Consider the following 25,312-nt stretch of genomic DNA (forward strand, 5'->3'; position numbering starts at 1 on the left):
AAGAGACGGAACGGACGCCGGGCCCGCCGGCCGCGTGACCGCCGCCTCGCGGCTCTAGGGGATCGATGACTGAGTATGGCCGGGGCCAGGGCTCCGAACCGTGGCCTCCCGAGGACCCGTTGTACGGGGACGGAGGATGGGGAGGGCAGCAGCCCCACGCGGGCCACCAGCCTGCCCACGGCGGCCAGCAGCACCCGCAGCAGCCCCACCAGCAGGCGCAGTACGGCGACTGGGGTGGGCACCAGGGCCACGCCCCGGGCCAGGAGCCGTACGGCCGGCAGCAGTACGACCAGCAGCAGTACGCCGGCGGGCAGTACCAGGGCGGTCACCAGCAGTACCCCGAGCAGCACCAGCAGTACGGCGACCAGCAGCAGTACCCCCCGGCGGACCACGAGCAGTACGGCGAGCAGCAGCAGTACGCCCACCAGGGACAGCAGGTGTACCAGCAGGGGGGCTGGGACGGCACCGGCACGCACGCGCACGTGCCGTACGCCGCCGACCCCGGTGACCCCTACGGGCAGCAGCCCGCGGCCTACGGTGCCGAGCAGCCCGACCACTACGGCACCCCGGACGCCTACCCGCCGCCGGAGCCGCCCGGCCGCCGCGGGGCCGAACCGGAGCCCGAGGCCGAGCCGCCCACCACGACCGACTGGGACCCCGGACCCGACCGGGGCGAGCACGCCTTCTTCGCGGGCGGGGACACCGCCGTGGACACGGACGACGCCGACGACGACGAGCCGGGCGGCACCGGCCGCCGCGGGCGGGGCGGCAAGGGCGACAAGAAGAAGAAGCGCCGCAACGGCTGTGCCTGTCTGGTGGTGCTGCTGGTGTTCGGCGGCGGCCTCGCCGGCGTCTCGTACGTCGGCTACACCTTCTACCAGAACCGTTACGCCTCGGCCCCCGACTACTCGGGCGACGGCACCGGCCAGACCGTCAGCATCGAGGTGCCCAAGGGCGCGGGCGGCGCGGAGATCGGCCGCCGGCTGAAGGAGGCCGGCGTCGTCAAGAGCGTCGACGCCTTCGTGTCGGCGTTCACGCACAACCCCGAGGGCGACAAGATCCAGGCCGGCGCGTACATCCTGAAGAAGCAGATGTCCGCCTCCAGCGCCGTCGAGATGATGCTCGACCCGAAGAGCCAGGCCAACGTGATGGTCAAGCCGGGCCAGCGCAACGTGCAGGTCTACCAGGCCATCGACGACAAGCTCGGCCTGTCCGCCGGCACCACGAAGGGCGTCGCCCGCAAGGAGTACGCGGACCTCGGACTGCCGAGCTGGGCGAAGGGCGGCGAGAGCGTCAAGGACCCGCTGGAGGGCTTCCTCTACCCGGGCACCTATGCGGCGGCCAAGGGCATGAAGCCCGAGGCGGTCCTCAAGGAGATGGTCCAGCAGGCCGACGCGGCGTACGCCAAGTACGACCTGGCGGACAAGGCCAAGCAGTTCAAGCTGGACGGCCCGATGCAGGTCATCACGGTGGCGAGCCTGGTCCAGGCCGAGGGCAAGACCATCGATGACTACCGCAAGATGGCCGAGGTCGTCTACAACCGCCTCGACTACTCCAACCCCGAGACCTACGGGTTCCTCCAGTTCGACTCGACGTACAACTACGTGAAGAACCAGAGCAACATCGACATCTCGCTGGCGGAGATCAAGCAGAACAAGGACCCGTACAACACCTACAGCCACAAGGGACTGCCGCCCGGGCCGATCGGCAACCCGGGCGAGACCGCCCTGAAGGCGACGCTCGACCCGACCGACGATGGCTGGTACTACTTCGTGGCGACCGACGGCGTCAGCAAGACCGAGTTCGCCCGCACCCATGCGGACTTCGAGAAGCTCAGGGACAAGTTCAATGCACGCTCGGACGACTGAGGGCCGCCGGGCCGCCGTGCTCGGCAGCCCCGTCGCGCACTCCCTCTCGCCGGTGCTGCACCGCGCCGCGTACGAGGCACTGGGCCTGACCGGGTGGACCTACGACCGCTTCGAGGTGGACGAGGCGGCCCTGCCCGGCTTCGTCGACGGCCTCGGCGCCGAGTGGGCGGGACTGTCGCTGACCATGCCGCTGAAGCGGGCCGTCATCCCGCTGCTCGACGAGATCAGCGAGACGGCCGCCTCGGTGGAGGCGGTCAACACCCTGGTGTTCGGCGAGGACGGCCGTCGCACCGGCGACAACACCGACGTCCCCGGCATGGTCGCCGCCCTGCGCGAACACGGCATCGAGGAGGTCGAGTCGGCCGCCGTCCTGGGCGCCGGCGCCACCGCCTCCTCCGCGCTCGCGGCCCTGTCCCGCGTGTGCACCGGCGAGGTCGTCGCCTACGTCCGCAGCGAGGCCCGCGCCGCCGAGATGCGCCGGTGGGGCGAGCGGCTGGACGTCGAGCTGCGCACCGCCCGCTGGGAGGACGCCGCCGAGGCGCTCCGGGCCCCGCTGGTGATCGCCACCACCCCGGCCGGAACGACCGACGCGCTCGCCCACGCCGTGCCGGAGCGGCCCGCGACCCTCTTCGACGTGCTCTACGAGCCCTGGCCGACCATGCTCGCCGCCCGCTGGTCGATGGTCGGCGGGGCCGTCGTCGGCGGACTCGACCTGCTGGTGCACCAGGCGGTCCTCCAGGTGGAGCAGATGACCGGCCGCGCCCCGGCCCCGCTGGACGCCATGCGGAAAGCGGGCGAACACGCGCTCGCAGCCCGCTAGGATCCCCGTGTCCCGCGGGTGAGCGAACCCCGCGGACGACCGTCACGGGGGGAGCACTGTCCATGTCCAGCGTGCCCGCGGACGTCTCACTGGCGTCCGGGAAGTCCGAGATCTTCGAGATCGTCCTGCGGTTCCTGCCGGACTGGATCCAGCACGTGGTGCTGGTGCTGATCCTGCTGGCCGTCGTCGCCTCGTGGGTCCTCAAGCTGAAGCGCAAGCTCGCCCACCGGCGCGCGGTGCGACAGGGCGGGACGGCCGTCGTGCCGACGGCACCCGACCAGGGCAGCGGGGCGGACCACCTGGGCGCGTACGCCCCGCAGCAGCAGGCGCCCCGGCAGCCGAGCGGCGCCGACTTCCTCGGGCCCTACGCCCCGCAGCACCGGCCGGCGCCCCAGCAGCCCGCCGCCGCTCCCCGGCCGAGCGGCGCCGACTTCCTCGGCTCGTACGCGCCGCCGCGGGCCCCGGGCGACGCCGCGCGGTGACGCCGGCTCCGGCGTGACGCGTCCGCACCGCGGTCCGGCCCTCGGGTCAGCCCTCGCGACCGCCCCGGTGCCCGCGTCGCCGTCCGCGTCGCCGTCCGCCAGATGGACCGGCGGCCGGGGCGGGGGCCGGGACGTGGGAGGATCGGAGGTGGCGGACCCGGGTCGCGCACCCGGTCACGCCGCTGCCGTACGCGAGGACGCGCGTACGCAGGGCAGTACCAGGCGCGAGCACTGAGGAGCACCGTTGAGCAGGTTGCGCTGGCTGACCGCGGGGGAGTCCCACGGTCCCGCACTCGTGGCGACGCTGGAGGGCCTTCCGGCCGGCGTGCCGATCACCACGGAGATGGTGGCGGACCACCTGGCCAGGCGGCGGCTCGGCTATGGCCGCGGGGCGCGGATGAAGTTCGAGCGTGACGAGGTCACCTTCCTCGGCGGCGTGCGGCACGGTCTGACCCTGGGTTCCCCGGTGGCGGTCATGGTGGGCAACACCGAGTGGCCGAAGTGGGAGCAGGTCATGGCGGCCGACCCGGTCGACCCGGAGATCCTGGCGGGTCTGGCCCGCAACGCGCCGCTGACCCGGCCCCGCCCCGGCCACGCCGACCTGGCGGGCATGCAGAAGTACGGCTTCGACGAGGCGCGGCCCATCCTGGAGCGGGCCTCGGCCCGGGAGACGGCCGCGCGGGTGGCGCTGGGCGCGGTGGCGCGCTCGTACCTGAAGGAGACCGTCGGCGTCGAGATCGTCTCGCACGTGGTGGAGCTGTGCTCGGTGAAGGCGCCGCGGGGCGTGTACCCGACGCCGGGCGACGTCGAGCGGCTGGACGCCGACCCGCTGCGCTGCCTGGACGCCGACGCCTCCAAGGCGATGGTCGCCGAGGTCGACCAGGCCCACAAGGACGGCGACACGCTCGGTGGCGTGGTCGAGGTGCTGGCCTACGGCGTCCCGGTCGGCCTGGGCTCGCACGTGCACTGGGACCGCAAGCTCGACGCCCGGCTCGCCGGCGCGCTCATGGGCATCCAGGCGATCAAGGGTGTCGAGGTCGGCGACGGCTTCGAGCTGGCCCGGGTGCCCGGTTCCAAGGCGCACGACGAGATCGTGAACACGCCCGAGGGCATCCGGCGCGTCTCCGGCCGCGCGGGCGGCACGGAGGGCGGGCTGAGCACCGGCGAGCTGCTGCGGGTGCGGGCCGCGATGAAGCCCATCGCCACGGTGCCGCGGGCGCTGCGGACCGTGGACGTGACCACCGGCGAGGCCACCCAGGCCCACCACCAGCGCTCCGACGTCTCCGCGGTCCCGGCCGCCGGGATCGTCGCCGAGGCGATGGTGGCGCTGGTCCTGGCCGACGCGGTCGCCGAGAAGTTCGGCGGAGACAGCGTCACCGAGACCCGCCGCAACGCCCGCTCGTACCTCGACTCCCTCCACATCCGATGAGCGGTCCGCTGATCGTCCTGGTCGGCCCGATGGGCGTGGGCAAGTCGACGGTCGGGCAGCTGCTGGCCGAGCGGCTCGGCACCGGGTACCGCGACACGGACGACGACATCGTCGCCGCGCAGGACCGCACCATCGCCGAGATCTTCCTCGACGAGGGCGAACCGGCCTTCCGCGCCCTGGAGAAGGACGCGGTGCGCGACGCGCTGGCCGCGCACACCGGCGTCCTCGCCCTCGGCGGCGGCGCCGTCCTCGACCCGGACACGCGCGCCCTGCTGCGGGACCACCGCGTGGCCTACCTCTCGATGGACGTCGAGGAGGCGGTCCGGCGCACGGGCCTGAACACGGCCCGTCCGCTGCTCGCGGTCAACCCGCGCAAGCAGTGGCGCGAGCTGATGGACGCCCGCCGTCACCTGTACGAGGAGGTCGCCACCGTGGTGGTGGCCACCGACGGCCGGACGCCCGAGGACGTCACCCGAGCCGTCCTGGACGCACTGGAGTTGAAGGAAGCATGAGCGAGTCGGTGACGCGGATCCTCGTCGGGGGCAGTGCGGGCAGCGAGCCCTACGAGGTCCTGGTGGGCCGTCAACTGCTCGGCGAACTGGCCGGATTGATCGGGGACCGGGCCAAGCGGGTCGCGGTGATCCACCCCGAGGCGCTCGCCGAGACCGGTGACGCGCTCCGCGCCGACCTGGCCGGGCAGGGCTACGAGGCGGTCGCCATCCAGGTGCCCAACGCCGAGGAGGCCAAGACCGCCGAGGTCGCCGCGTACTGCTGGAAGGCGCTCGGCCAGTCCGGCTTCACCCGCACCGACGTGATCGTCGGCGTCGGCGGCGGCGCGACCACGGACCTCGCCGGGTTCGTGGCCGCCACCTGGCTGCGCGGGGTGCGCTGGGTGGCCGTCCCGACCACCGTGCTCGCCATGGTGGACGCGGCGGTCGGCGGCAAGACCGGCATCAACACCGCCGAGGGCAAGAACCTCGTGGGCTCCTTCCACCCGCCCGCGGGCGTGCTGTGCGACCTGGCCGCGCTGGACTCGCTGCCGGTCCACGACTACGTCTCCGGGCTGGCGGAGGTCATCAAGGCCGGCTTCATCGCCGACCCGGTGATCCTGGACCTGATCGAGTCCGACCCGCAGGCCGCGCGCACCCCGGCCGGCCCGCACACGGCCGAGCTGATCGAACGTTCCATCAAGGTCAAGGCGGACGTGGTGTCGTCGGACCTGAAGGAGTCGGGCCTGAGGGAGATCCTGAACTACGGCCACACCCTCGCCCACGCCATCGAGAAGAACGAGCGCTACAGCTGGCGGCACGGGGCGGCCGTGGCGGTCGGCATGCACTTCGCCGCCGAACTCGGCCGGCTCGCGGGGCGCCTGGACGACGCCACCGCCGACCGCCACCGCACGGTCCTGGAGGCGGTCGGGCTGCCCCTGCACTACCGCTACGACCAGTGGCCCAAGCTGCTGGAGGCGATGAAGGTCGACAAGAAGTCCCGCGGCGACCTGCTGCGGTTCATCGTCCTGGACGGGCTGGCCAAGCCGACCGTCCTGGAGGGACCCGACCCGGCGGTCCTGCTCGCCGCCTACGGCGAGGTGGGCGAGTAGGGCCTCCGCGCCCCTCGTGCCCGATCGGCTTGTCCCGGCGGGCACTTCACGACGCCCCCGGCCGTTCACCGAAAGACAGCCGGGGGCGGTACCGTTCCGTACGGAGCGGGGCCGGACCCCGCCGTGGACCGAGCCCAGTAGAACGAGACGGAGTGGCACCGGATGCAGCACGCAGTGGGTTCTCCGCTGCCGCCGCCCCACCAGTCGGGGCACGGGCCGATCGCCGGATGGTCGCCGGCCGCACACCACCCGGGTCCGCAGCAGCAGCCCGCCCCCGCGCCACCGCCCCCGGGCTACACCGGCACCCCCTCGGGCCCGGTACCCCCGGCACCCCCGCACGCCCCGGCCCCCCAGCCCTCGGCCCCGGCGCCGCCGCAGCATGGCGGTCCGGCGCAGCCGCAGCCGCAGGCTCCTGCGCCGCAGCACGGTGGTCAGCCGCAGCCGCAGCCGCAGCCTCAGGCTCCTGCGCCGCAGCACGGTAATCCGCCGCAGGCTCCCGCGCCGCGGCCCCCGGCCCAGGCCCCCCAGCCTCAGGCTCCCGCGCCGCAGCACGGCGCCCCGCCGCACCCCCCGGCCCCCGCCCCTCACCACGCCCCCGCCCCGCAGGGATCGCGGCCGCCGGAGACCACCGGTCACCTCCCGTTGCCGCCCGGCGGTCCGGTCGGCATGCCCAGCGTGCCGCCCGCCCCGGTCGCCCCCGACCCGACCACGACCACGCTCGCGGTCCTGCTGATCGGCCCCGCGGGCGCGGGCAAGACCAGCGTGGCCAAGTACTGGGCCGACCACCGCCGGGTGCCCACGGCCCACATCAGCCTCGACGACGTGCGCGAGTGGGTCCGCTCGGGCTTCGCCGACCCCCAGCGCGGGTGGAACGACCACTCGGAGGCGCAGTACCGCCTGGCCCGCCGCACCTGCGGCTTCGCCGCGCGCAACTTCCTGGCCAACGGCATCTCCTGCATCCTCGACGACGCGATCTTCCCGGACCGCCCCGCGGTGGGCCTCGGCGGCTGGAAGCGCCACGTGGGCCCGGGCCTGCTGCCGGTCGTGCTGCTGCCCGGCCTGGAGGTCGTACTGGAGCGCAACGCCGAGCGCTCGGGCAACCGCCGGCTCACCGACGAGGAAGTGGCCCGCATCCACGGCCGCATGGCCGGCTGGTACGGCTCGGGACTGCCGATCATCGACAACTCGCAGCTGGACGTCCCCACCACGGCCCAGGTCCTCGACGACATCCTGGCCCGGGCGATAGCCAGCCCGCCGAAGTGGTGACCACCCGGCGCACCGGCCGCCGGCCCCGCCGCTGACCGGACGCCTCCGGCCCCGCCGCCGGAGGCCCACCGGCCCCGCCGCCGGAACACCACCGGCCCCTCCCGAACGGCACGAATCGCCCGCCGCTCCTACGCTCATCTCATGTCAGAGATGCACGCAATCCGCCGCACCCGGCTCAGGGAACGCTGCAGCGCGGCCGGCAGCGCGGCTGCGCTGATCTCGCGCCCGGCCAACGTCCGCTACCTCGCCGGCGCCGCCCCGCGCGACGCCGTGCTGCTCCTCGGCCCCGACGAGGACACGCTCGTCTGTCCGGGCCCGCTCGACGACCGCGCGCCGGGTGGCCGCCTCGACGAGACCGTCCGGCTGCACACGCTCCCCGGCTCGGCCGGCGACCCCGCCGTGGCCGCCGCCGGCCTGCTCGGCGAACGGGAGGTCCCCTCCCTCGCCGTGGAGGAGCACCACCTCACGGTCTCCCGCCACCGGGCGATCCGCTCCGTCGCGCCCCGGGTGCGCCTCGGTGACCTCGGCGGCGGGGTCGAGCAACTGCGCGTGGTGAAGGACGAGGAGGAGATCTCCTGCATCCGCATCGCCGCCGAGATCGCCGACCAGGCCCTCGGCGAGCTGCTGGAGTCGATCCTCGTCGGCCGCACCGAACGGCACCTCGCCCTCGAACTGGAGCGCAGGCTCGTCGACCACGGCGCCGACGGTCCCGCCTTCCCCACCTCCGTCGGCACCGGCCCGCACTCCGGCCGCGGGGGACACCGGCCCACGGACCGCCGTGTCGAGGAGGGCGACTTCCTCTCCGTGTGCCTGGGGGCGACGTACCGCGGCTACCGCTGTGAGATCGGCCGTACGTTCGTCATCGGCACCGCGCCCGCCGAGTGGCAGATCGAGCTGTACGACCTGGTCTTCGCCGCCCAGCGCGCCGGGCGCGAGGCCCTGACCCCGGGCACGGCCTGCCGTGACGTGGACCGTGCCGCACGCCAGGTGCTGGCCTCCGCCGGGCACACCGAGGGCCTGCCGCGGGCCGTCGGACACGGCGTGGGACTCGAAATCGACGAGGACCCGCAGTTGGCCCCCGCGGCCATGGGTAAACTGGACGCTTGCGTGCCGGTCACCGTCGAACCGGGGGTCCACCTCCCGGGCCGGGGCGGTGTCCGGATCGATGACACGCTCGTCGTGCGCCCCGAGGCGGACGGCGGACCCGAGCTACTCACCATCACGACCAAGGAGCTGCTCGCGCTGTAGCGGCACATCCACCGCGGCGCTTGCCCCGGGGTCGTACGTCAGTCCAGGAGATTCCGCAACCGTGGCTTCCACGAACGACCTCAAGAACGGCCTGGTGCTCAAGCTCGAAGGCGGCCAGCTCTGGTCCGTCGTCGAGTTCCAGCACGTCAAGCCCGGCAAGGGCCCGGCCTTCGTGCGCACCAAGCTCAAGAACGTGCTGTCCGGCAAGGTCGTCGACAAGACGTTCAACGCCGGCGTCAAGGTCGAGACGGCCACTGTCGACAAGCGCGACATGCAGTTCTCGTACATGGACGGCGAGTACTTCGTCTTCATGGACATGGAGACCTACGACCAGCTCATGGTCGACCGCAAGTCCGTGGGCGACGCCGCCAACTTCCTGATCGAGGGCTTCACGGCCACCGTCGCGCAGCACGAGGGCGAGGTCCTCTTCGTCGAGCTGCCGGCCGCCGTCGAGCTCGTCGTCCAGGAGACCGAGCCGGGCCTGCAGGGCGACCGCTCCACCGGCGGCACCAAGCCGGCCACGCTGGAGACCGGTCACCAGATCCAGGTCCCGCTCTTCATCACCACCGGTGAGAAGATCAAGGTCGACACCCGCACCAGCGACTACCTCGGCCGGGTGAACAGCTAACCGTGGCTGCCCGCAACACGGCCCGCAAGCGCGCCTTCCAGATCCTCTTCGAGGGCGACCAGCGCGGCGCCGACGTCCTGACGGTCCTCGCGGACTGGATCCGGCTCTCCCGGGACGACACCCGGCAGCCGCCGGTGAGCGAGTACACGATGCAGCTGGTCGAGGGCTACGCCGAGCAGGCGCGGCGCATCGACGAGCTGATCGCGCAGTACTCGGTCGGCTGGACGCTGGACCGGATGCCCGTCGTGGACCGCAACATCCTGCGTCTCGGGGCCTACGAGCTGATCTGGGTCGACGAGACGCCGGACGCGGTGGTCCTGGACGAGATGGTGCAGCTGGCGAAGGAGTTTTCCACGGACGAGTCGCCCGCCTTCGTCAACGGGCTGCTCGGCCGCCTCAAGGAGCTCAAGCCCTCCCTGCGACGCGCCTAGGCCGTGTCCGCAAAGTCCTGCCTGCCCTGCGGGCGGACGACGGGACTTCGCGGACACGGCCTAGCCCGCGCCGGCCGGAACGGAGCGTGCAGTACCGCTCCGGCCGGGCGCCGGGCACCCACAGCGAAGCCGCCGGGTGGCCGGAAACCCCTCTCAGGGTTTCCGGCCACCCGGCGGCAACGTTTCTGCTCGGTGGTGGGGCGCTCAGCCCTCTTCGTGGGTCGCCACCGCGCGACGGGCGTCCGCGTCCAGCACGCCCCAGCTGATCAGCTGCTCGGTGAGGACCGAGGGCGACTGGTCGTAGATGACGGCGAGGGTGCGCAGGTCGTCCTGGCGGATCGAGAGCACCTTGCCGTTGTAGTCACCGCGCTGGGACTGGATCGTCGCCGCGTAGCGCTGGAGGGGACCCGCCTTCTCGACCGGCACGTGGGCCAGCCGCTCCAGGTCCAGGACCAGCTTCGGCGGGGGCTCGGCGGCGCCGCCGGGGGTCGTCCCCGGGAGCAGCTCCTGCACCGGAACGCCGTAGAAGTCCGCCAGCTCGGCGAGGCGCTGCACGGTCACGGCGCGGTCGCCGCGCTCGTACGACCCGACCACGACCGCCTTCCAGCGTCCCTGGGACTTCTCCTCGACACCGTGGAGGGAAAGGCCCTGCTGGGTGCGGATCGCCCGGAGCTTGGCCCCGAGCTGTTTGGCGTATTCGCTGGACATATAGCTCCCCGGCACTGTGTCGACGCGGCCCGGCTTGGTTCCGCACCGCGCGGCTGGTAACTCATTGTGAGGTTACGCAGCGTGATTCTTCTGCGTCAAGCCGAATGGTCCACACCGACGCTTCCGTGGTAGCCGCCGCCCGTTGCGCCGAACGGGTGATCCGGTAGGGCCGACGGGGTGACGGAGCGCGTGTCGGGGGCCCGGCCCGGGGGCGCCGTGGGGGCCTGCTACCGTGGATGGCGCAATCCCGACGTCCTTTAAGGTCCGTCCCGTGAGGCGGAGAAGGAGGTCCGTTTCGTATGGACACGCACGCCGACGCGCAAGCGTCCGAAGCACCCCAGGCACCCCAGGCCCCCGACGCACCGGCGTCCGACGCCCGGCCCGTGCTCGAGGCCCCCGACATCGCGCGGGTGCTCACCCGCATCGCCCACGAGATCGTCGAGCGCGCCAAGGGCGCCGACGACGTGGTGCTCCTCGGCATCCCGACCCGGGGCGTCTTCCTCGCCCAGCGGCTCGCCGCCAAGCTCGAGCAGATCACCGACCGCCCGGTCCCCGTGGGCTCGCTCGACATCACCATGTACCGCGACGACCTGCGCATGCACCCGCCGCGCGCGCTCGCCCGCACCGAGATCCCCGGTGACGGCATCGACGGCCGGCTCGTCGTCCTCGTCGACGACGTGCTCTTCTCCGGCCGCACCATCCGCGCCGCCCTGGACGCCCTGAACGACATCGGGCGCCCGCGTGCCGTGCAGCTCGCCGTGCTGGTCGACCGCGGCCACCGCGAACTGCCCATCCGCGCCGACTACGTCGGCAAGAACCTCCCCACGTCGCTGCGGGAGACGGTCAAGGTCCAGCTCGCCGAGGAGGACGGTCGCGACACCGTGCTGCTCGGTGCGAAGCCGGCCGCCCAGTAGCGGTTCAGGCGTGGCCGCGCGCCCCGCGGCGCCCGGCACGCGCCTGTCTGCCCGGAATCTCCCGAATGAACTGCCTTACGGAGCCTGACAGATGCAGCGTCATCTCATCTCGGCCGCCGACCTCACCCGCGACGACGCCGTCCTGATCCTCGACACCGCCGAGGAGATGGCCCGGGTGGCCGACCGCCCCATCAAGAAGCTGCCGACCCTGCGCGGCCGCACGATCGTGAACCTCTTCTTCGAGGACTCCACCCGGACCCGGATCTCCTTCGAGGCCGCCGAGAAGCGGCTGTCCGCCGACGTCATCAACTTCTCCGCCAAGGGCTCCAGCGTCTCCAAGGGCGAGTCCCTGAAGGACACCGCGCAGACCCTGGAGGCCATGGGCGTCGACGCGGTCGTCATCCGGCACGGCGCCTCCGGCGCCCCCTACCGGCTCGCCACCTCCGGCTGGATCGACGCCGCCGTCATCAACGCCGGCGACGGCACCCACCAGCACCCCACCCAGGCCCTGCTGGACGCCTTCACCATGCGCCGCCGGCTGATCGGCCGGGACGCCGGGCTCGGCCAGGACCTGGCCGGCAAGCGCATCACCCTCGTCGGCGACGTCCTGCACAGCCGGGTCGCCCGCTCCAACGTGGACCTGCTGCACACCCTCGGCGCCGAGGTCACCCTGGTCGCCCCGCCCACCCTGGTGCCGGTCGGCGTCGAGCAGTGGCCCTGCGAGGTGTCGTACGACCTCGACAGCACGCTGCCCAAGTCCGACGCGGTGATGATGCTGCGCGTGCAGCGCGAGCGGATGAACGCCGCGTTCTTCCCGACCGAGCGCGAGTACTCGCGGCGCTACGGCCTCGACGGCGAGCGCATGGCGCGGATGCCCGAGCACGCCATCGTGATGCACCCCGGCCCGATGGTCCGCGGCATGGAGATCACCGCCGAAGTCGCCGACTCCGACCGCTGCACGGTCGTCGAGCAGGTCGCCAACGGCGTCTCCATCCGGATGGCCGTCCTCTACCTCCTGCTCGGCGGCAACGAGCCCGCCGTCAGCCACGCCCGCACTGCCGAGGAGAAGTGACCGACATGAGCAAGACCCTGATCCGCGGCGCGAAGGTGCTCGGCGGCGCCCCCCAGGACGTCCTGATCGACGGACAGACCATCGCCGAGGTCGGCACCGGGCTGAGCGCCGAGGGCGCCGAGGTCGTCGAGGCCGGCGGCAAGGTGCTGCTGCCGGGCCTGGTCGACCTGCACACCCACCTGCGCGAGCCCGGCCGCGAGGACTCCGAGACCGTCCTCACCGGCACCCGCGCGGCGGCCTCCGGCGGCTACACCGCGGTGTTCGCCATGGCCAACACCTTCCCCGTCGCCGACACGGCCGGCGTGGTCGAGCAGGTCTACCGGCTCGGGCAGCAGCACGGCTACTGCGACGTGCAGCCCATCGGCGCGGTGACCATCGGCCTGGAGGGCCGCAAGCTCGCCGAACTGGGCGCCATGCACGAGTCGGCGGCCGGCGTCACCGTCTTCTCCGACGACGGCAAGTGCGTCGACGACGCGGTGATCATGCGCCGCGCGCTGGAGTACGTGAAGGCGTTCGGCGGGGTCGTCGCCCAGCACGCGCAGGAGCCGCGGCTCACCGAGGGCGCCCAGATGAACGAGGGCGTCGTCTCCGCCGAGCTGGGCCTGGGCGGCTGGCCGGCCGTCGCCGAGGAGTCGATCATCGCGCGGGACGTGCTGCTCGCCGAGCACGTCGGCTCCCGCGTGCACATCTGCCACCTGTCGACCGCGGGCTCGGTGGAGATCGTCCGCTGGGCCAAGTCCCGTGGCATCCAGGTCACCGCCGAGGTCACCCCGCACCACCTGCTCCTCACCGACGAGCTGGTGCGCAGCTACGACCCGGTCTACAAGGTGAACCCGCCGCTGCGCACCGAGCGCGACGTGCTGGCCCTGCGCGAGGCGCTCGCCGACGGCACCATCGACATCGTCGCCACCGACCACGCCCCGCACCCGCACGAGGACAAGGACTGCGAGTGGGCCGCGGCCGCCATGGGCATGGTCGGCCTGGAGACCGCGCTGTCGGTGGTCCAGGAGACCATGGTGGAGACGGGCCTGCTGGACTGGGCGCAGGTCGCCGAACGGATGAGCACCAAGCCCGCGGAGATCGGCCGGGCCACGGGCCACGGACGTCCCGTCTCGGCTGGTGAGCCCGCCAACCTCACGCTGGTCGACACGGCATACCGTGGAGCGGTGGACCCCGCGGGCTTCGCCTCGCGCAGCCGCAACACCCCGTACGAGGGGCGTGAGCTGCCGGGCCGTGTGACGCACACCTGGCTGCGGGGCAAGGCCACGCTCGTCGACGGGAAGCTCACGTGACACCTGAAATCCTGCTGGCCGCCGACCAGAAGTCGGCGGAAGTGACCGACTGGGCCGCCCGCGTCGGCTGGGTCGTCGGCCTGCTGCTGTTCGTCGCGCTCGTCTACTGGCTGATGCGCGAGGGCTGGAAGTGGCGCGGAACGCTCCAGGGCGACCTGCCGGAGCTGCCCACCGCGCCGTCGGCGCCGGGTGCGGCGAGACTGACCATGACCGGCCGCTACCACGGCTCCACCACCGCCGGGCAGTGGCTCGACCGCATCGTGGCGCACGGCCTCGGCACCCGCAGCCGGGTCGAGCTCACCCTGGCCGACGCGGGACTGGACGTCGTGCGCCCCGGCGCGAGCGACTTCTTCATCCCGGTCGGCGCGCTGCGGGAGGCCGTGCTCGGCAAGGGCATCGCCGGCAAGGTCCTCACCGAGGGCGGCCTGCTGGTGGTGACCTGGGAGCACGGCGGCCGACTGATCGACTCCGGGTTCCGCTCGGACCACGCGGCCGAGCACGGCGCCTGGGTCGACGCCATCAACTCCATGATCAACAAGAGCGAAACGGAAGGCGCACGATGACGACCTCCACGAAGGGGAACGCCTCGCAGCGGAAAGGGGTGTCTCCCGCGGTACTCGTCCTGGAGGACGGCCGCGTCTTCCGCGGCCGCGCCTACGGGGCCGTGGGGGAGACGTTCGGCGAGGCGGTGTTCTCCACCGGCATGACCGGCTACCAGGAGACCCTCACCGACCCGTCGTACGACCGGCAGATCGTCGTCGCGACCGCCCCGCAGATCGGCAACACCGGCTGGAACGACGAGGACGACGAGTCCCGGCGCATCTGGGTCTCCGGCTACGTCGTGCGCGACCCCGCGCGCGTGCCGTCCAGCTGGCGCGCCACCCGCTCCCTGGACGACGAGCTGGTCGCCCAGGGCGTGGTCGGCATCTCCGGCATCGACACCCGCGCCCTCACCCGCCACCTGCGCGAGCGCGGCTCCATGCGCGCCGGCGTCTTCTCCGGCGAGGCGATCGCCCCCGACGCCGAGCTCCTCGCCCGCGTGCAGGCCCAGCCGCACATGAAGGGCGCGAGCCTCTACGAGGAGGTCGCCACCCAGGAGGCGTACGTCGTCCCCGCGGTCGGCGAGAAGCGGTTCACCGTGGCCGCCATCGACCTCGGCATCAAGGGCATGACCCCGCACCGCATGGCCGAGCGCGGCATCGAGGTGCACGTGCTGCCCGCCACCGCCACCCCCGACGACGTCTACGCCGTCGCCCCCGACGGCGTGTTCTTCTCCAACGGCCCCGGCGACCCCGCGACCGCCGACGGCCCCGTCGCCCTGATGCAGGCCGTCCTGGAGCGCAGGACCCCGCTGTTCGGCATCTGCTTCGGCAACCAGATCCTCGGCCGCGCCCTCGGCTTCGGCACCTACAAGCTGAAGTACGGCCACCGCGGCATCAACCAGCCGGTCCAGGACCGCACCACCGGCAAGGTCGAGGTCACCGCGCACAACCACGGCTTCGCCGTGGACGCGCCGCTCGACAAGGTCAGCGAGACCGACTTCGGCCGCGCCGAGGTCTCGCACGTCTGCCTGAACGACGACGTCGTGGAGGGCCTGCAGCTGCTCGACCAGCCGGCCTTCTCCGTCCAGTACCACCCCGAAGCGGCCGCCGGCCCGCACGACGCCGCCTACCTGTTCGACCGCTTCGTCTCCCTGATGGAGGGCCAGCGTGCCTAAGCGCACCGATATCCAGTCCGTCCTGGTCATCGGCTCCGGCCCGATCGTCATCGGCCAGGCCGCGGAGTTCGACTACTCCGGCACCCAGGCGTGCCGCGTGCTCAAGGCCGAGGGCCTGCGCGTCGTCCTCGTCAACTCCAACCCGGCGACGATCATGACCGACCCGGAGATCGCCGACGCCACCTACGTCGAGCCGATCACCCCGGAGTTCGTCGAGAAGATCATCGCCAAGGAGCGCCCCGACGCCCTGCTGCCCACCCTGGGCGGCCAGACGGCCCTGAACACCGCCATCTCCCTGCACGAGAACGGCGTCCTGGAGAAGTACGGCGTCGAGCTGATCGGCGCCAAGCCCGAGGCCATCCACAAGGGCGAGGACCGCGACCAGTTCAAGGTGGTCGTGGAGGAGGTCCGCCGCAAGATCGGGCACGGCGAGTCCGCCCGCTCGGTCATCTGCCACACCATGGACGACGTCCTCCAGGGCGTCGAGACCCTCGGCGGCTACCCGGTCGTCGTCCGGCCCTCCTTCACCATGGGCGGCGCCGGCTCCGGCTTCGCCCACGACGAGGAGGAGCTGCGCCGCATCGCCGGGCAGGGCCTCACGCTCTCCCCGACCACCGAGGTGCTCCTGGAGGAGTCCATCCTCGGCTGGAAGGAGTACGAGCTGGAGCTGATGCGCGACAAGCACGACAACGTCGTGGTCGTCTGCTCCATCGAGAACTTCGACCCCATGGGCGTGCACACCGGCGACTCGATCACCGTCGCGCCCGCGATGACCCTGACCGACCGCGAGTACCAGATCCTGCGCGACGTCGGCATCGCCGTGATCCGCGAGGTCGGCGTCGACACCGGCGGCTGCAACATCCAGTTCGCGGTGAACCCCGAGGACGGCCGGGTCATCGTCATCGAGATGAACCCGCGCGTGTCGCGTTCCTCCGCCCTCGCCTCCAAGGCGACCGGCTTCCCCATCGCCAAGATCGCGGCCAAGCTCGCCGTCGGCTACACCCTCGACGAGATCCCCAACGACATCACGCAGGAGACCCCGGCCTCCTTCGAGCCGACGCTCGACTACGTGGTCGTCAAGGCCCCGCGCTTCGCCTTCGAGAAGTTCCCCTCCGCCGACTCCGGCCTCACCACCACCATGAAGTCGGTCGGCGAGGCCATGGCCATCGGCCGCAACTTCCCCGAGGCGTTCCAGAAGGCGCTGCGCTCGCTGGAGAAGAAGGGCAGCCAGTTCACCTTCGTCGGCGAGCCCGGCGACAAGGACGAGCTGCTGCGCGAGGCCGTGCGGCCCACCGACGGCCGGATCAACACCGTCATGCAGGCCATCCGCGCCGGTGCCACCCCCGAGGAGGTCTTCGACCACACGAAGATCGACCCGTGGTTCGTCGACCAGCTCTTCCTGATCAAGGAGATCGCCGACGAGCTGGCCGAGGCCGCCGAGCTCACCCCCGAGCTGCTCGTCGAGGCCAAGCGGCACGGCTTCTCCGACCAGCAGATCGCCGAGATCCGCGGGCTGCGCGAGGACGTCGTGCGCGAGGTGCGGCACGCGCTCGGCGTGCGCCCGGTGTACAAGACGGTCGACACCTGCGCCGCCGAGTTCGCCGCGAAGACCCCGTACTTCTACTCGGCCTACGACGAGGAGAGCGAGGTCGCGCCGCGCGAGAAGCCGGCCGTCATCATCCTCGGCTCCGGCCCCAACCGCATCGGCCAGGGCATCGAGTTCGACTACTCCTGCGTCCACGCCTCCTTCGCGCTGAGCGACGCGGGCTACGAGACGGTGATGGTCAACTGCAACCCGGAGACCGTCTCCACCGACTACGACACCTCCGACCGCCTGTACTTCGAGCCGCTCACGCTCGAGGACGTGCTGGAGATCGTGCACGCCGAGCGGCAGGCCGGCCCGGTCGCGGGCGTCGTCGTGCAGCTCGGCGGCCAGACCCCGCTGGGCCTCGCCCAGGCGCTGAAGGACAACGGCGTGCCGATCGTCGGCACCCCGCCCGAGGCCATCCACGCGGCCGAGGACCGGGGCGCCTTCGGCCGGGTGCTGAAGGAGGCCGGCCTGCCGGCCCCCAAGCACGGCACCGCCACCACCTTCACCGAGGCCAAGGCCATCGCCGACGAGATCGGCTACCCGGTCCTGGTCCGCCCGTCGTACGTCCTCGGCGGCCGCGGCATGGAGATCGTCTACGACGAGACCCGCCTGGCCGCGTACATCGAGGAGTCGACCGAGATCAGCCCCACCCGGCCGGTGCTCGTCGACCGCTTCCTGGACGACGCCATCGAGATCGACGTCGACGCCCTCTACGACGGCGAGGAGCTGTACCTCGGCGGCGTCATGGAGCACATCGAGGAGGCCGGCATCCACTCCGGCGACTCGGCGTGCGCCCTGCCCCCCATCACCCTGGGCGGCTTCGACATCAAGCGGCTGCGCGCCTCCACCGAGGCCATCGCCCACGGCGTCGGCGTGCGCGGCCTGATCAACATCCAGTTCGCGATGGCCGGCGACATCCTCTACGTCCTGGAGGCCAACCCGCGCGCCTCCCGCACGGTCCCCTTCACCTCGAAGGCGACCGCGGTGCCGCTCGCCAAGGCCGCCGCCCGCATCTCGCTGGGCGCGACCATCGCCGAGCTGCGCGCCGAGGGCCTGCTGCCCGCGCGCGGCGACGGCGGCGAGCTGCCGCTGGACGCGCCGATCTCCGTCAAGGAGGCCGTGCTGCCCTGGAGCCGCTTCCGGGACACCTCCGGCCGCGGCGTCGACACCATCCTCGGCCCGGAGATGCGCTCCACCGGCGAGGTCATGGGCATCGACTCGGTCTTCGGCACGGCCTACGCCAAGTCGCAGGCCGGCGCCTACGGCCCGCTGCCCACCAAGGGCCGCGCGTTCATCTCGGTCGCCAACCGCGACAAGCGCTCGATGATCTTCCCGGCGCGCGAGCTGGTCGCCCACGGCTTCGAGCTGCTGGCCACCTCCGGCACCGCCGAGGTCCTCAAGCGCAACGGCATCAGCGCCACGGTCGTGCGCAAGCAGTCCGAGGGCACCGGCCCGAACGGCGAGAAGACCATCGTCCAGCTCATCCACGACGGCGAGGTCGACCTCATCGTCAACACCCCGTACGGCACCGGCGGCCGCCTCGACGGCTACGACATCCGTACGGCGGCGGTGGCCCGCTCGGTGCCCTGCCTGACCACGGTCCAGGCGCTCGCCGCGGCCGTCCAGGGCATCGACGCCCTCAACCACGGCGACGTGGGCGTCCGCTCCCTGCAGGAACACGCGGAACACCTGACCGCGGCCCGCGACTGACAGCCCACGGGGGACACCGGAAACGGTGTCCCCCTCCGTCTGAGGACCCCGAGGACCCACCCGAGATGTACGACCTCTTCTTCCGCCAGGTCTTCCGGCGGATGGACCCGGAGCAGGCGCACCACCTGGCCGTCCGCTGGATCCGCCTCGTCGCCCGCGTCCCCGTGCTGCGCACGTTCGTCGCGGCCTTCCTCGCGCCCCGCGCGAAGGAGCTGCGCACCGAGGCGTTCGGCCTGCGGCTGCACAGTCCCTTCGGGCTCGCCGCCGGCTTCGACAAGAACGCCGTCGCGATCGACGGGATGGCGATGCTCGGCTTCGACCACGTCGAGATCGGCACCGTCACCGGCCAGGCCCAGCCCGGCAACCCGAAGAAGCGGCTGTTCCGCCTGGTCGCCGACCGGGCGCTGATCAACCGCATGGGCTTCAACAACGACGGCTCGCTGGCCGTCGCCGCCCGCCTGGCCTCCCGCGAGCCCGTCTTCCGCACGGTCGTCGGCGTCAACATCGGCAAGACCAAGGTCGTCCCTGAGGCGGACGCCGTCGCCGACTACGTGACGTCGGCCGAGCGGCTCGCGCCCCACGCCGACTACCTCGTCGTCAACGTCTCCTCGCCCAACACGCCCGGGCTGCGCAACCTCCAGGCCACCGAGGCGCTGCGCCCGCTGCTGACCGCCGTGCGCGAGGCCGCCGACCGCGTGGCCCCCGCGCGCCGCGTGCCGCTCCTGGTGAAGATCGCGCCCGACCTGGCCGACGCCGACGTCGACGCGGTCGCCGACCTGGCCGTGGAGCTGGGCCTGGACGGCATCATCGCGACCAACACCACCATCGCGCGCGAGGGACTGGGCCTGCGGTCCGCCCCGGACCTGGTCGGAGAGGCCGGCGGCCTGTCCGGCGCGCCGCTGAAGGCGCGCTCGCTGGAGGTGCTGCGCCGCCTCTACGCGCGCGTGGGCGACCGCGTCACCCTGGTCGGCGTCGGCGGCGTCGAGGACGCCGAGGACGCCTGGCAGCGCATCCTGGCCGGCGCCACCCTGGTCCAGGGCTACAGCGCCTTCATCTACCAGGGGCCCTTCTGGGGCCGCGCGATCCACAAGGGCCTCGTCGCACGCCTGCGCACCAGCCCGTACGCCACCCTCGCCGACGCGGTCGGCGCCGACGTGAGGAACACCGTGAACGGCACGGACAGCGGGAACACCACCGTGGGCAGGGCGGGGGCGGCCGGATGAGCGCCCTGGAGCCCTTCGGCGCCCGGCTGCGCCGCGCGATGGACGAGCGCGGCCCGTTGTGCGTGGGCATCGACCCGCACGCGTCCCTGCTGCTGGAGTGGGGCCTCAACGACGACGTCGCCGGCCTGGAGCGGTTCAGCCGCACGGTCGTCGAGGCGGTGGCCGACCGGGTCGCCGTGATGAAGCCGCAGAGCGCGTTCTTCGAGCGCTTCGGCTCCCGGGGCGTCGCCGTGCTGGAGACGGTGGTCCGCGAGGCCCGCGCGGCGGGCACGCTGGTCGTGATGGACGCCAAGCGCGGCGACATCGGCTCCACCATGGCGGGGTACGCCGAGGCCTACCTGCACAAGGACGCCCCGCTGTTCTCCGACGCCCTCACGGTGTCGCCCTACCTCGGCTACGGCTCCCTCGCCCCCGCCGTCGCCCTCGCGCGCGAGAACGGCGCCGGCCTGTTCGTCCTGGCGCTGACCTCCAACCCGGAGGGCGGCGAGGTGCAGCACGCGCTGCGCGCGGACGGCCGCAGCGTCGGCGCGACCATGCTGGCGCACCTGGCCGCCGAGAACGCGGGGGAGCGGCCGCTGGGCTCCTTCGGCGCGGTGGTCGGCGCGACCGTGGGTGACCTCGCCTCGTACGACCTGGACGTCAACGGTCCGCTCCTGGCGCCCGGCGTCGGTGCGCAGGGGGCCACCGCGGCCGACCTCCCGCGGGTGTTCGGGCCGGCGCTGCGCAACGTCGTGCCGAACGTGAGCCGTGGGGTGTTGCGCGAGGGTCCCGACACGGTCGCGCTGCGTGACGCCGCCCGCAGGTTCGCCGACGGGATCCGGGACGTGGTGGCGGGTGCCTGAATCCGCTCGCGCGTGCGTTCGGACGCGCTGACTAGGGGTTCCGTCCCGGCCCGAGCCCGGATACATCCTCAAATCCTGGGCATTATGTTCGCAATTGTCCGCCGCGGCGGAGGCTGACCAGGACTTTTCCGCTGTTCTCGCTGACTCCGGCGGACTTGACCGCTAGTCTCCGACGTGTGAGGGCGCCTCCCCCGGCTGGTGGAGCCCTCCGTGCAAGTGGGGGAGCGCGGGCGGGCGTGTTGCTCGTGCCTCCCCAGGTGTGGGGCGTACTAGGTTCCTCACCGGTCCGTATCCGACAGTTCGACATCCGAGGTGACGTAGGCGTGGCTCTTCCGCCCCTTACCCCCGAACAGCGCGCAGCCGCGCTCGAAAAGGCCGCCGCGGCTCGCCGGGAGCGGGCCGAGGTCAAGAATCGACTCAAGCACTCCGGCGCCTCCCTGCACGAGGTCATCAAGCAGGGTCAGGAGAACGACGTCATCGGCAAGATGAAGGTCTCCGCCCTGCTGGAGTCCCTGCCGGGCGTGGGCAAGGTCCGCGCCAAGCAGATCATGGAGCGACTCGGCATCTCCGAGAGCCGTCGTGTGCGCGGCCTCGGTTCCAACCAGATCGCCTCACTGGAGCGTGAGTTCGGCAGCACCGGCTCCTGACGCCGGCCGTCGCCGGGTAGGGAGTCCCGGGCACACCGGGATTGCTGGAATAATCGCTGCATGGCTGCAACATCCCGGGGGACGACCCCCGAGCCCCCGGACGTACGTCCGCGGCTGACCGTGCTCTCCGGCCCCTCCGGGGTCGGCAAGAGCACGGTCGTCGCCCATATGCGCAAGGAACACCCCGAGGTCTGGCTCTCGGTGTCGGCGACGACCCGCAAGCCCCGCCCCGGTGAGCAGCACGGAGTGCACTACTTCTTCGTCTCCGACGACGAGATGGACAAGCTCATCGCCAACGGCGAGCTGCTGGAGTGGGCCGAGTTCGCCGGCAACCGCTACGGCACGCCCCGCGCTGCCGTGCTGGAGCGGCTGGAGTCCGGGGAACCGGTTCTGCTGGAGATCGACCTCCAGGGCGCCCGGCAGGTCCGCGCCTCCATGCCCGAGGCCCAGCTGGTGTTCCTGGCCCCTCCCTCCTGGGACGAGCTGGTGCGCCGGCTCACCGGGCGCGGTACCGAACAGCCCGAGGTGATCGAGCGCCGGCTGGACGCGGCCAAGGTGGAACTGGCCGCCGAGCCCGAGTTCGACGAGACGCTGGTCAACACCTCCGTCGAGGACGTGGCGCGTGAGCTGCTAGCCTTGATGGATGTGGTGTGACCGGAGGGCTGTGCTCACGCACCCGTGACAGCGGCCCGGCGATCAGCACCGTGTTCTGGTTCTTCGTTTCTTTCCCATCCATCGGAAGGTAGAGCGTGTCCTCTTCCATCTCCGCGCCCGAGGGCATCATCAACCCGCCGATCGACGAGCTCCTCGAGGCCACCGACTCGAAGTACAGCCTCGTGATCTACGCGGCCAAGCGGGCCCGCCAGATCAACGCGTACTACTCGCAGCTCGGCGAGGGCCTCCTCGAGTACGTCGGTCCGCTCGTGGACACCCACGTGCACGAGAAGCCGCTCTCGATCGCCCTGCGCGAGATCAACGCGGGCCTGCTCACGTCCGAGGCCATCGAGGGCCCGGCGCAGTAGTACCAGCATCTTGCGAACGGCTTTTCCACGGGCCCGGCAGCACTCCTGCCGGGCCTGTGGTGTGTCATGGGGTCGTACGGTTGCCGAGCCGTTCGGAGCTGTTCCGAGCCAATCCGAGCCATTCCGATTCAGGGGAGAGACGGTGGACAAGCCCAAGGTCGTGCTGGGGGTCAGCGGTGGCATCGCCGCCTACAAGGCCTGCGAGCTGCTGAGGAGGTTCACCGAGTCCGGTCATGACGTCCGGGTCGTCCCCACCGCGTCCGCCCTGCACTTCGTCGGCGCCGCCACCTGGTCGGCCCTGTCCGGCAACCCGGTGGCCACCGACGTCTGGGAGGACGTCCACGAGGTCCCGCACGTCCGGATCGGCCAGCACGCCGACCTGGTCGTGGTCGCCCCCGCCACCGCCGACACCCTCGCCCGGGCGGCCCACGGCCTGGCGGACGACCTGCTCACCAACACGCTGCTCACCGCCCGCTGTCCGGTGGTCTTCGCGCCCGCCATGCACACCGAGATGTGGGAGCACCCGGCCACCCGGGAGAACGTGGCGACGCTGCGCCGCCGCGGCAGCGTCGTCATCGAACCCGCCGTGGGCCGTCTCACCGGCGTCGACACCGGCAAGGGCCGGCTGCCCGACCCGGCCGAGATCTTCGAGGTCTGCCGCCGCGTCCTGGCCCGGGGCGCCACCGAGCCGGACCTGGCCGGACGGCACGTCGTCGTCAGCGCCGGCGGCACCCGCGAGCCGCTCGACCCCGTGCGCTTCCTCGGCAACCGCTCCTCCGGCAAGCAGGGCTACGCCCTCGCCCGCACCGCCGCCGCGCGGGGCGCCCGGGTCACCCTGATCGCGGCGAACACCGGCCTGCCCGACCCGGCGGGCGTCGACGTCGTCCCGGTCGGCACCGCCGTCCAGCTGCGCGAGGCGGTCCTCAAGGCGGCCGCGGACGCCGACGCGGTCGTGATGGCCGCCGCCGTCGCCGATTTCCGGCCCGCCACCTACGCGGCCGGGAAGATCAAGAAGAAGGACGGCCAGGAGCCCGAGCCGGTCGTGCTGGTGCGCAACCCCGACGTGCTCGCCGAGATCTCCGCCGAACGGGCCCGGGCCGGACAGGTGATCGTCGGCTTCGCCGCCGAGACCGACGACGTGCTCGCCAACGGCCGCACCAAGCTCCGCCGCAAGGGCTGCGACCTGCTCGTGGTCAACGAGGTGGGGGAGCGCAAGACCTTCGGCGCCGAGGAGAACGAGGCAGTCGTACTGGGCGCCGACGGCAGCGAGACGTCCGTCCCGCACGGCCCCAAGGAGGCCCTCGCCGACACGGTGTGGGACCTGGTGCGGGAGCGTCTGGTGTGACGCCTCACCGGACCGGAGCAGCGCCGGAGACCGGCTCGATCCGGGCGTGGCGCCCCTGGCCACGCCGCACGGCACCGGGCAGAATGCCCCGTGCCGCAGGTCACAGCGCTCCCGAGAGGCGAGACGGTGGGGCCTCGGCCGGGCTCGACCGATAAACTGTCCCCGGACGACGCCGGGCGCAGCCCCCGTCGCGTCGCGTCCACCAATGATCAGCCAGCAGCCGCTGCAACCCCAGGGAGCGTTGTGTCCCGTCGCCTGTTCACCTCGGAGTCCGTGACCGAGGGTCACCCCGACAAGATCGCTGACCAGATCAGCGACACCATTCTCGACGCGTTGCTGCGCGAGGACCCCACCTCCCGGGTGGCGGTCGAGACCCTCATCACGACCGGCCTGGTGCACGTGGCCGGAGAGGTCACCACGAAGGCCTACGCGCCGATCCCCCAGCTCGTGCGCGAGCGGATCCTCGAGATCGGCTACGACTCCTCGAAGAAGGGCTTCGACGGCGCCTCCTGCGGTGTGTCGGTGTCCATCGGCTCGCAGTCCCCGGACATCGCCCAGGGCGTCGACACGGCGTACGAGACCCGGGTCGAGGGCGACGACGACGAGCTGGACCGCCAGGGCGCCGGTGACCAGGGCCTGATGTTCGGCTACGCCTCGGACGAGACGCCCACCCTGATGCCGCTGCCGATCTTCCTGGCCCACCGGCTGTCAAAGCGCCTGTCGGACGTGCGCAAGAACGGCACCATCCCCTACCTGCGCCCCGACGGCAAGACGCAGGTCACCATCGAGTACGACGGCGACAAGGCGGTCCGCCTGGACACCGTCGTGGTCTCCTCGCAGCACGCCTCCGACATCGACCTGGAGTCGCTGCTCGCCCCCGACATCCGCGAGTTCGTCGTGGAGCCCGAGCTCAAGGCGCTGCTCGACGAGGGCATCAAGCTCGACACCGAGGGCTACCGCCTGCTGGTCAACCCCACCGGCCGCTTCGAGATCGGCGGCCCGATGGGCGACGCCGGCCTGACCGGCCGCAAGATCATCATCGACACCTACGGCGGCATGGCCCGCCACGGCGGCGGCGCCTTCTCCGGCAAGGACCCGTCCAAGGTGGACCGCTCGGCGGCGTACGCGATGCGCTGGGTCGCCAAGAACGTGGTCGCCGCGGGCCTGGCCTCCCGCTGCGAGGTCCAGGTGGCCTACGCGATCGGCAAGGCCGAGCCGGTGGGCCTGTTCGTGGAGACCTTCGGCACCGAGAAGGTCGACATCGACCGGATCGAGCAGGCCATCGACCAGGTCTTCGACCTGCGCCCGGCCGCGATCATCCGCGACCTGGACCTGCTGCGCCCGATCTACGCCCAGACCGCCGCGTACGGCCACTTCGGCCGTGAGCTGCCCGACTTCACGTGGGAGAAGACGGACCGCGTGGACGCGCTGCGCAAGGCGGCGGGCCTGTAGGTCCG

24 protein-coding genes are annotated in these 25,312 nt (G+C 72.2%); 23 read left to right on the forward strand and 1 reads right to left on the reverse strand.

Going from position 1 to position 25,312, the window contains the following annotated elements; genetic code table 11:
- Window positions 1-65: 65 nt before the first annotated feature.
- The 10 genes from mltG (at window position 66) to nusB (ending at window position 9,772) form a co-directional block, all read left to right on the forward strand.
- Window positions 66-1,868 carry an endolytic transglycosylase MltG gene (mltG, locus tag AQJ30_RS19400; RefSeq protein WP_079084146.1) on the forward strand — a complete coding sequence of 601 codons (1,803 nt, stop codon included), beginning with the start codon at window positions 66-68 and terminating at the stop codon, window positions 1,866-1,868.
- Window positions 1,849-2,688: a shikimate dehydrogenase gene (locus tag AQJ30_RS19405; RefSeq protein ID WP_067235512.1), complete on the forward strand. Its 840-nt coding sequence runs from the start codon at window positions 1,849-1,851 to the stop codon at window positions 2,686-2,688. The genes mltG and AQJ30_RS19405 overlap by 20 nt, the downstream gene beginning before the upstream one ends.
- 62 nt (window positions 2,689-2,750) lie before the next feature.
- A complete protein-coding gene (locus AQJ30_RS19410; RefSeq protein WP_067235514.1) occupies window positions 2,751-3,170 on the forward strand; it encodes a hypothetical protein in 420 nt (139 codons plus the stop codon).
- 244 nt (window positions 3,171-3,414) lie between these two features.
- Entirely contained in the window at window positions 3,415-4,599 is a 1,185-nt protein-coding gene (aroC, locus tag AQJ30_RS19415) for a chorismate synthase (RefSeq protein WP_067235516.1), read from the forward strand.
- Window positions 4,596-5,111, forward strand: coding sequence for a shikimate kinase (locus tag AQJ30_RS19420; RefSeq protein ID WP_067235519.1), 516 nt, complete (start codon window positions 4,596-4,598; stop codon window positions 5,109-5,111). Before aroC ends, AQJ30_RS19420 begins: the two co-directional genes overlap by 4 nt.
- Window positions 5,108-6,199 carry a 3-dehydroquinate synthase gene (gene aroB / locus AQJ30_RS19425; protein ID WP_067235520.1) on the forward strand — a complete coding sequence of 364 codons (1,092 nt, stop codon included), beginning with the start codon at window positions 5,108-5,110 and terminating at the stop codon, window positions 6,197-6,199. Before AQJ30_RS19420 ends, aroB begins: the two co-directional genes overlap by 4 nt.
- Window positions 6,200-6,361: 162 nt before the next feature.
- Window positions 6,362-7,465 (forward strand): AAA family ATPase, encoded by a 1,104-nt coding sequence (locus tag AQJ30_RS37025; protein ID WP_079084147.1) that lies wholly within the window; start codon window positions 6,362-6,364, stop codon window positions 7,463-7,465.
- Window positions 7,466-7,606: 141 nt separating this feature from the next.
- Complete coding sequence (locus AQJ30_RS19435) at window positions 7,607-8,713, forward strand: aminopeptidase P family protein (protein WP_067235523.1); 1,107 nt, start codon at window positions 7,607-7,609, stop codon at window positions 8,711-8,713.
- Between the two features lie 61 nt (window positions 8,714-8,774).
- Window positions 8,775-9,341: an elongation factor P gene (efp, locus tag AQJ30_RS19440; protein ID WP_067235525.1), complete on the forward strand. Its 567-nt coding sequence runs from the start codon at window positions 8,775-8,777 to the stop codon at window positions 9,339-9,341.
- Between the two features lie 2 nt (window positions 9,342-9,343).
- On the forward strand, window positions 9,344-9,772 hold the full coding sequence (nusB, locus tag AQJ30_RS19445) for a transcription antitermination factor NusB (protein ID WP_067235528.1): 429 nt from the start codon (window positions 9,344-9,346) through the stop codon (window positions 9,770-9,772).
- A gap of 204 nt (window positions 9,773-9,976) precedes the next feature.
- Here nusB and bldD read toward each other — a convergent pair whose 3' ends face one another.
- On the reverse strand, window positions 9,977-10,480 hold the full coding sequence (gene bldD / locus AQJ30_RS19450; RefSeq protein ID WP_067235530.1) for a transcriptional regulator BldD: 504 nt from the start codon (window positions 10,478-10,480) through the stop codon (window positions 9,977-9,979).
- Between the two features lie 299 nt (window positions 10,481-10,779).
- On the opposite strand from bldD, the gene pyrR reads away from it, so the two are divergent.
- The 13 genes from pyrR to metK all read left to right on the forward strand — a co-directional run bounded on the left by pyrR (window position 10,780) and on the right by metK (window position 25,307).
- Entirely contained in the window at window positions 10,780-11,394 is a 615-nt protein-coding gene (gene pyrR, locus AQJ30_RS19455; protein ID WP_067235532.1) for a bifunctional pyr operon transcriptional regulator/uracil phosphoribosyltransferase PyrR, read from the forward strand.
- 91 nt (window positions 11,395-11,485) lie between these two features.
- On the forward strand, window positions 11,486-12,466 hold the full coding sequence (locus AQJ30_RS19460; protein WP_067235535.1) for an aspartate carbamoyltransferase catalytic subunit: 981 nt from the start codon (window positions 11,486-11,488) through the stop codon (window positions 12,464-12,466).
- A 5-nt stretch (window positions 12,467-12,471) separates the two neighbouring features.
- Entirely contained in the window at window positions 12,472-13,758 is a 1,287-nt protein-coding gene (locus tag AQJ30_RS19465) for a dihydroorotase (protein WP_067235805.1), read from the forward strand.
- A complete protein-coding gene (locus tag AQJ30_RS19470) occupies window positions 13,755-14,321 on the forward strand; it encodes a PH-like domain-containing protein (protein WP_067235538.1) in 567 nt (188 codons plus the stop codon). The genes AQJ30_RS19465 and AQJ30_RS19470 overlap by 4 nt, the downstream gene beginning before the upstream one ends.
- On the forward strand, window positions 14,318-15,475 hold the full coding sequence (gene carA / locus AQJ30_RS19475; RefSeq protein WP_067235541.1) for a glutamine-hydrolyzing carbamoyl-phosphate synthase small subunit: 1,158 nt from the start codon (window positions 14,318-14,320) through the stop codon (window positions 15,473-15,475). Before AQJ30_RS19470 ends, carA begins: the two co-directional genes overlap by 4 nt.
- Window positions 15,468-18,776 carry a carbamoyl-phosphate synthase large subunit gene (gene carB / locus AQJ30_RS19480; RefSeq protein WP_067235544.1) on the forward strand — a complete coding sequence of 1,103 codons (3,309 nt, stop codon included), beginning with the start codon at window positions 15,468-15,470 and terminating at the stop codon, window positions 18,774-18,776. Before carA ends, carB begins: the two co-directional genes overlap by 8 nt.
- A 65-nt stretch (window positions 18,777-18,841) precedes the next feature.
- A complete protein-coding gene (locus AQJ30_RS19485) occupies window positions 18,842-19,999 on the forward strand; it encodes a quinone-dependent dihydroorotate dehydrogenase (RefSeq protein WP_067235547.1) in 1,158 nt (385 codons plus the stop codon).
- Window positions 19,996-20,841, forward strand: coding sequence for an orotidine-5'-phosphate decarboxylase (gene pyrF, locus AQJ30_RS19490; RefSeq protein WP_067235549.1), 846 nt, complete (start codon window positions 19,996-19,998; stop codon window positions 20,839-20,841). The genes AQJ30_RS19485 and pyrF overlap by 4 nt, the downstream gene beginning before the upstream one ends.
- A gap of 323 nt (window positions 20,842-21,164) precedes the next feature.
- Window positions 21,165-21,488 carry an integration host factor gene (locus AQJ30_RS19495; protein ID WP_003977346.1) on the forward strand — a complete coding sequence of 108 codons (324 nt, stop codon included), beginning with the start codon at window positions 21,165-21,167 and terminating at the stop codon, window positions 21,486-21,488.
- A 60-nt stretch (window positions 21,489-21,548) separates the two neighbouring features.
- On the forward strand, window positions 21,549-22,142 hold the full coding sequence (gene gmk, locus AQJ30_RS19500) for a guanylate kinase (RefSeq protein WP_067235552.1): 594 nt from the start codon (window positions 21,549-21,551) through the stop codon (window positions 22,140-22,142).
- 95 nt (window positions 22,143-22,237) lie between these two features.
- Window positions 22,238-22,510: a DNA-directed RNA polymerase subunit omega gene (rpoZ, locus tag AQJ30_RS19505; RefSeq protein ID WP_003977348.1), complete on the forward strand. Its 273-nt coding sequence runs from the start codon at window positions 22,238-22,240 to the stop codon at window positions 22,508-22,510.
- A gap of 142 nt (window positions 22,511-22,652) precedes the next feature.
- On the forward strand, window positions 22,653-23,855 hold the full coding sequence (coaBC, locus tag AQJ30_RS19510; RefSeq protein WP_067235555.1) for a bifunctional phosphopantothenoylcysteine decarboxylase/phosphopantothenate--cysteine ligase CoaBC: 1,203 nt from the start codon (window positions 22,653-22,655) through the stop codon (window positions 23,853-23,855).
- Window positions 23,856-24,098: 243 nt separating this feature from the next.
- Window positions 24,099-25,307 (forward strand): methionine adenosyltransferase, encoded by a 1,209-nt coding sequence (gene metK / locus AQJ30_RS19515; protein WP_067235557.1) that lies wholly within the window; start codon window positions 24,099-24,101, stop codon window positions 25,305-25,307.
- Window positions 25,308-25,312 lie beyond the last annotated feature (5 nt).

The sequence above is a fragment of the Streptomyces longwoodensis genome, from assembly GCF_001514125.1.
Lineage (GTDB): Bacteria > Actinomycetota > Actinomycetes > Streptomycetales > Streptomycetaceae > Streptomyces > Streptomyces longwoodensis.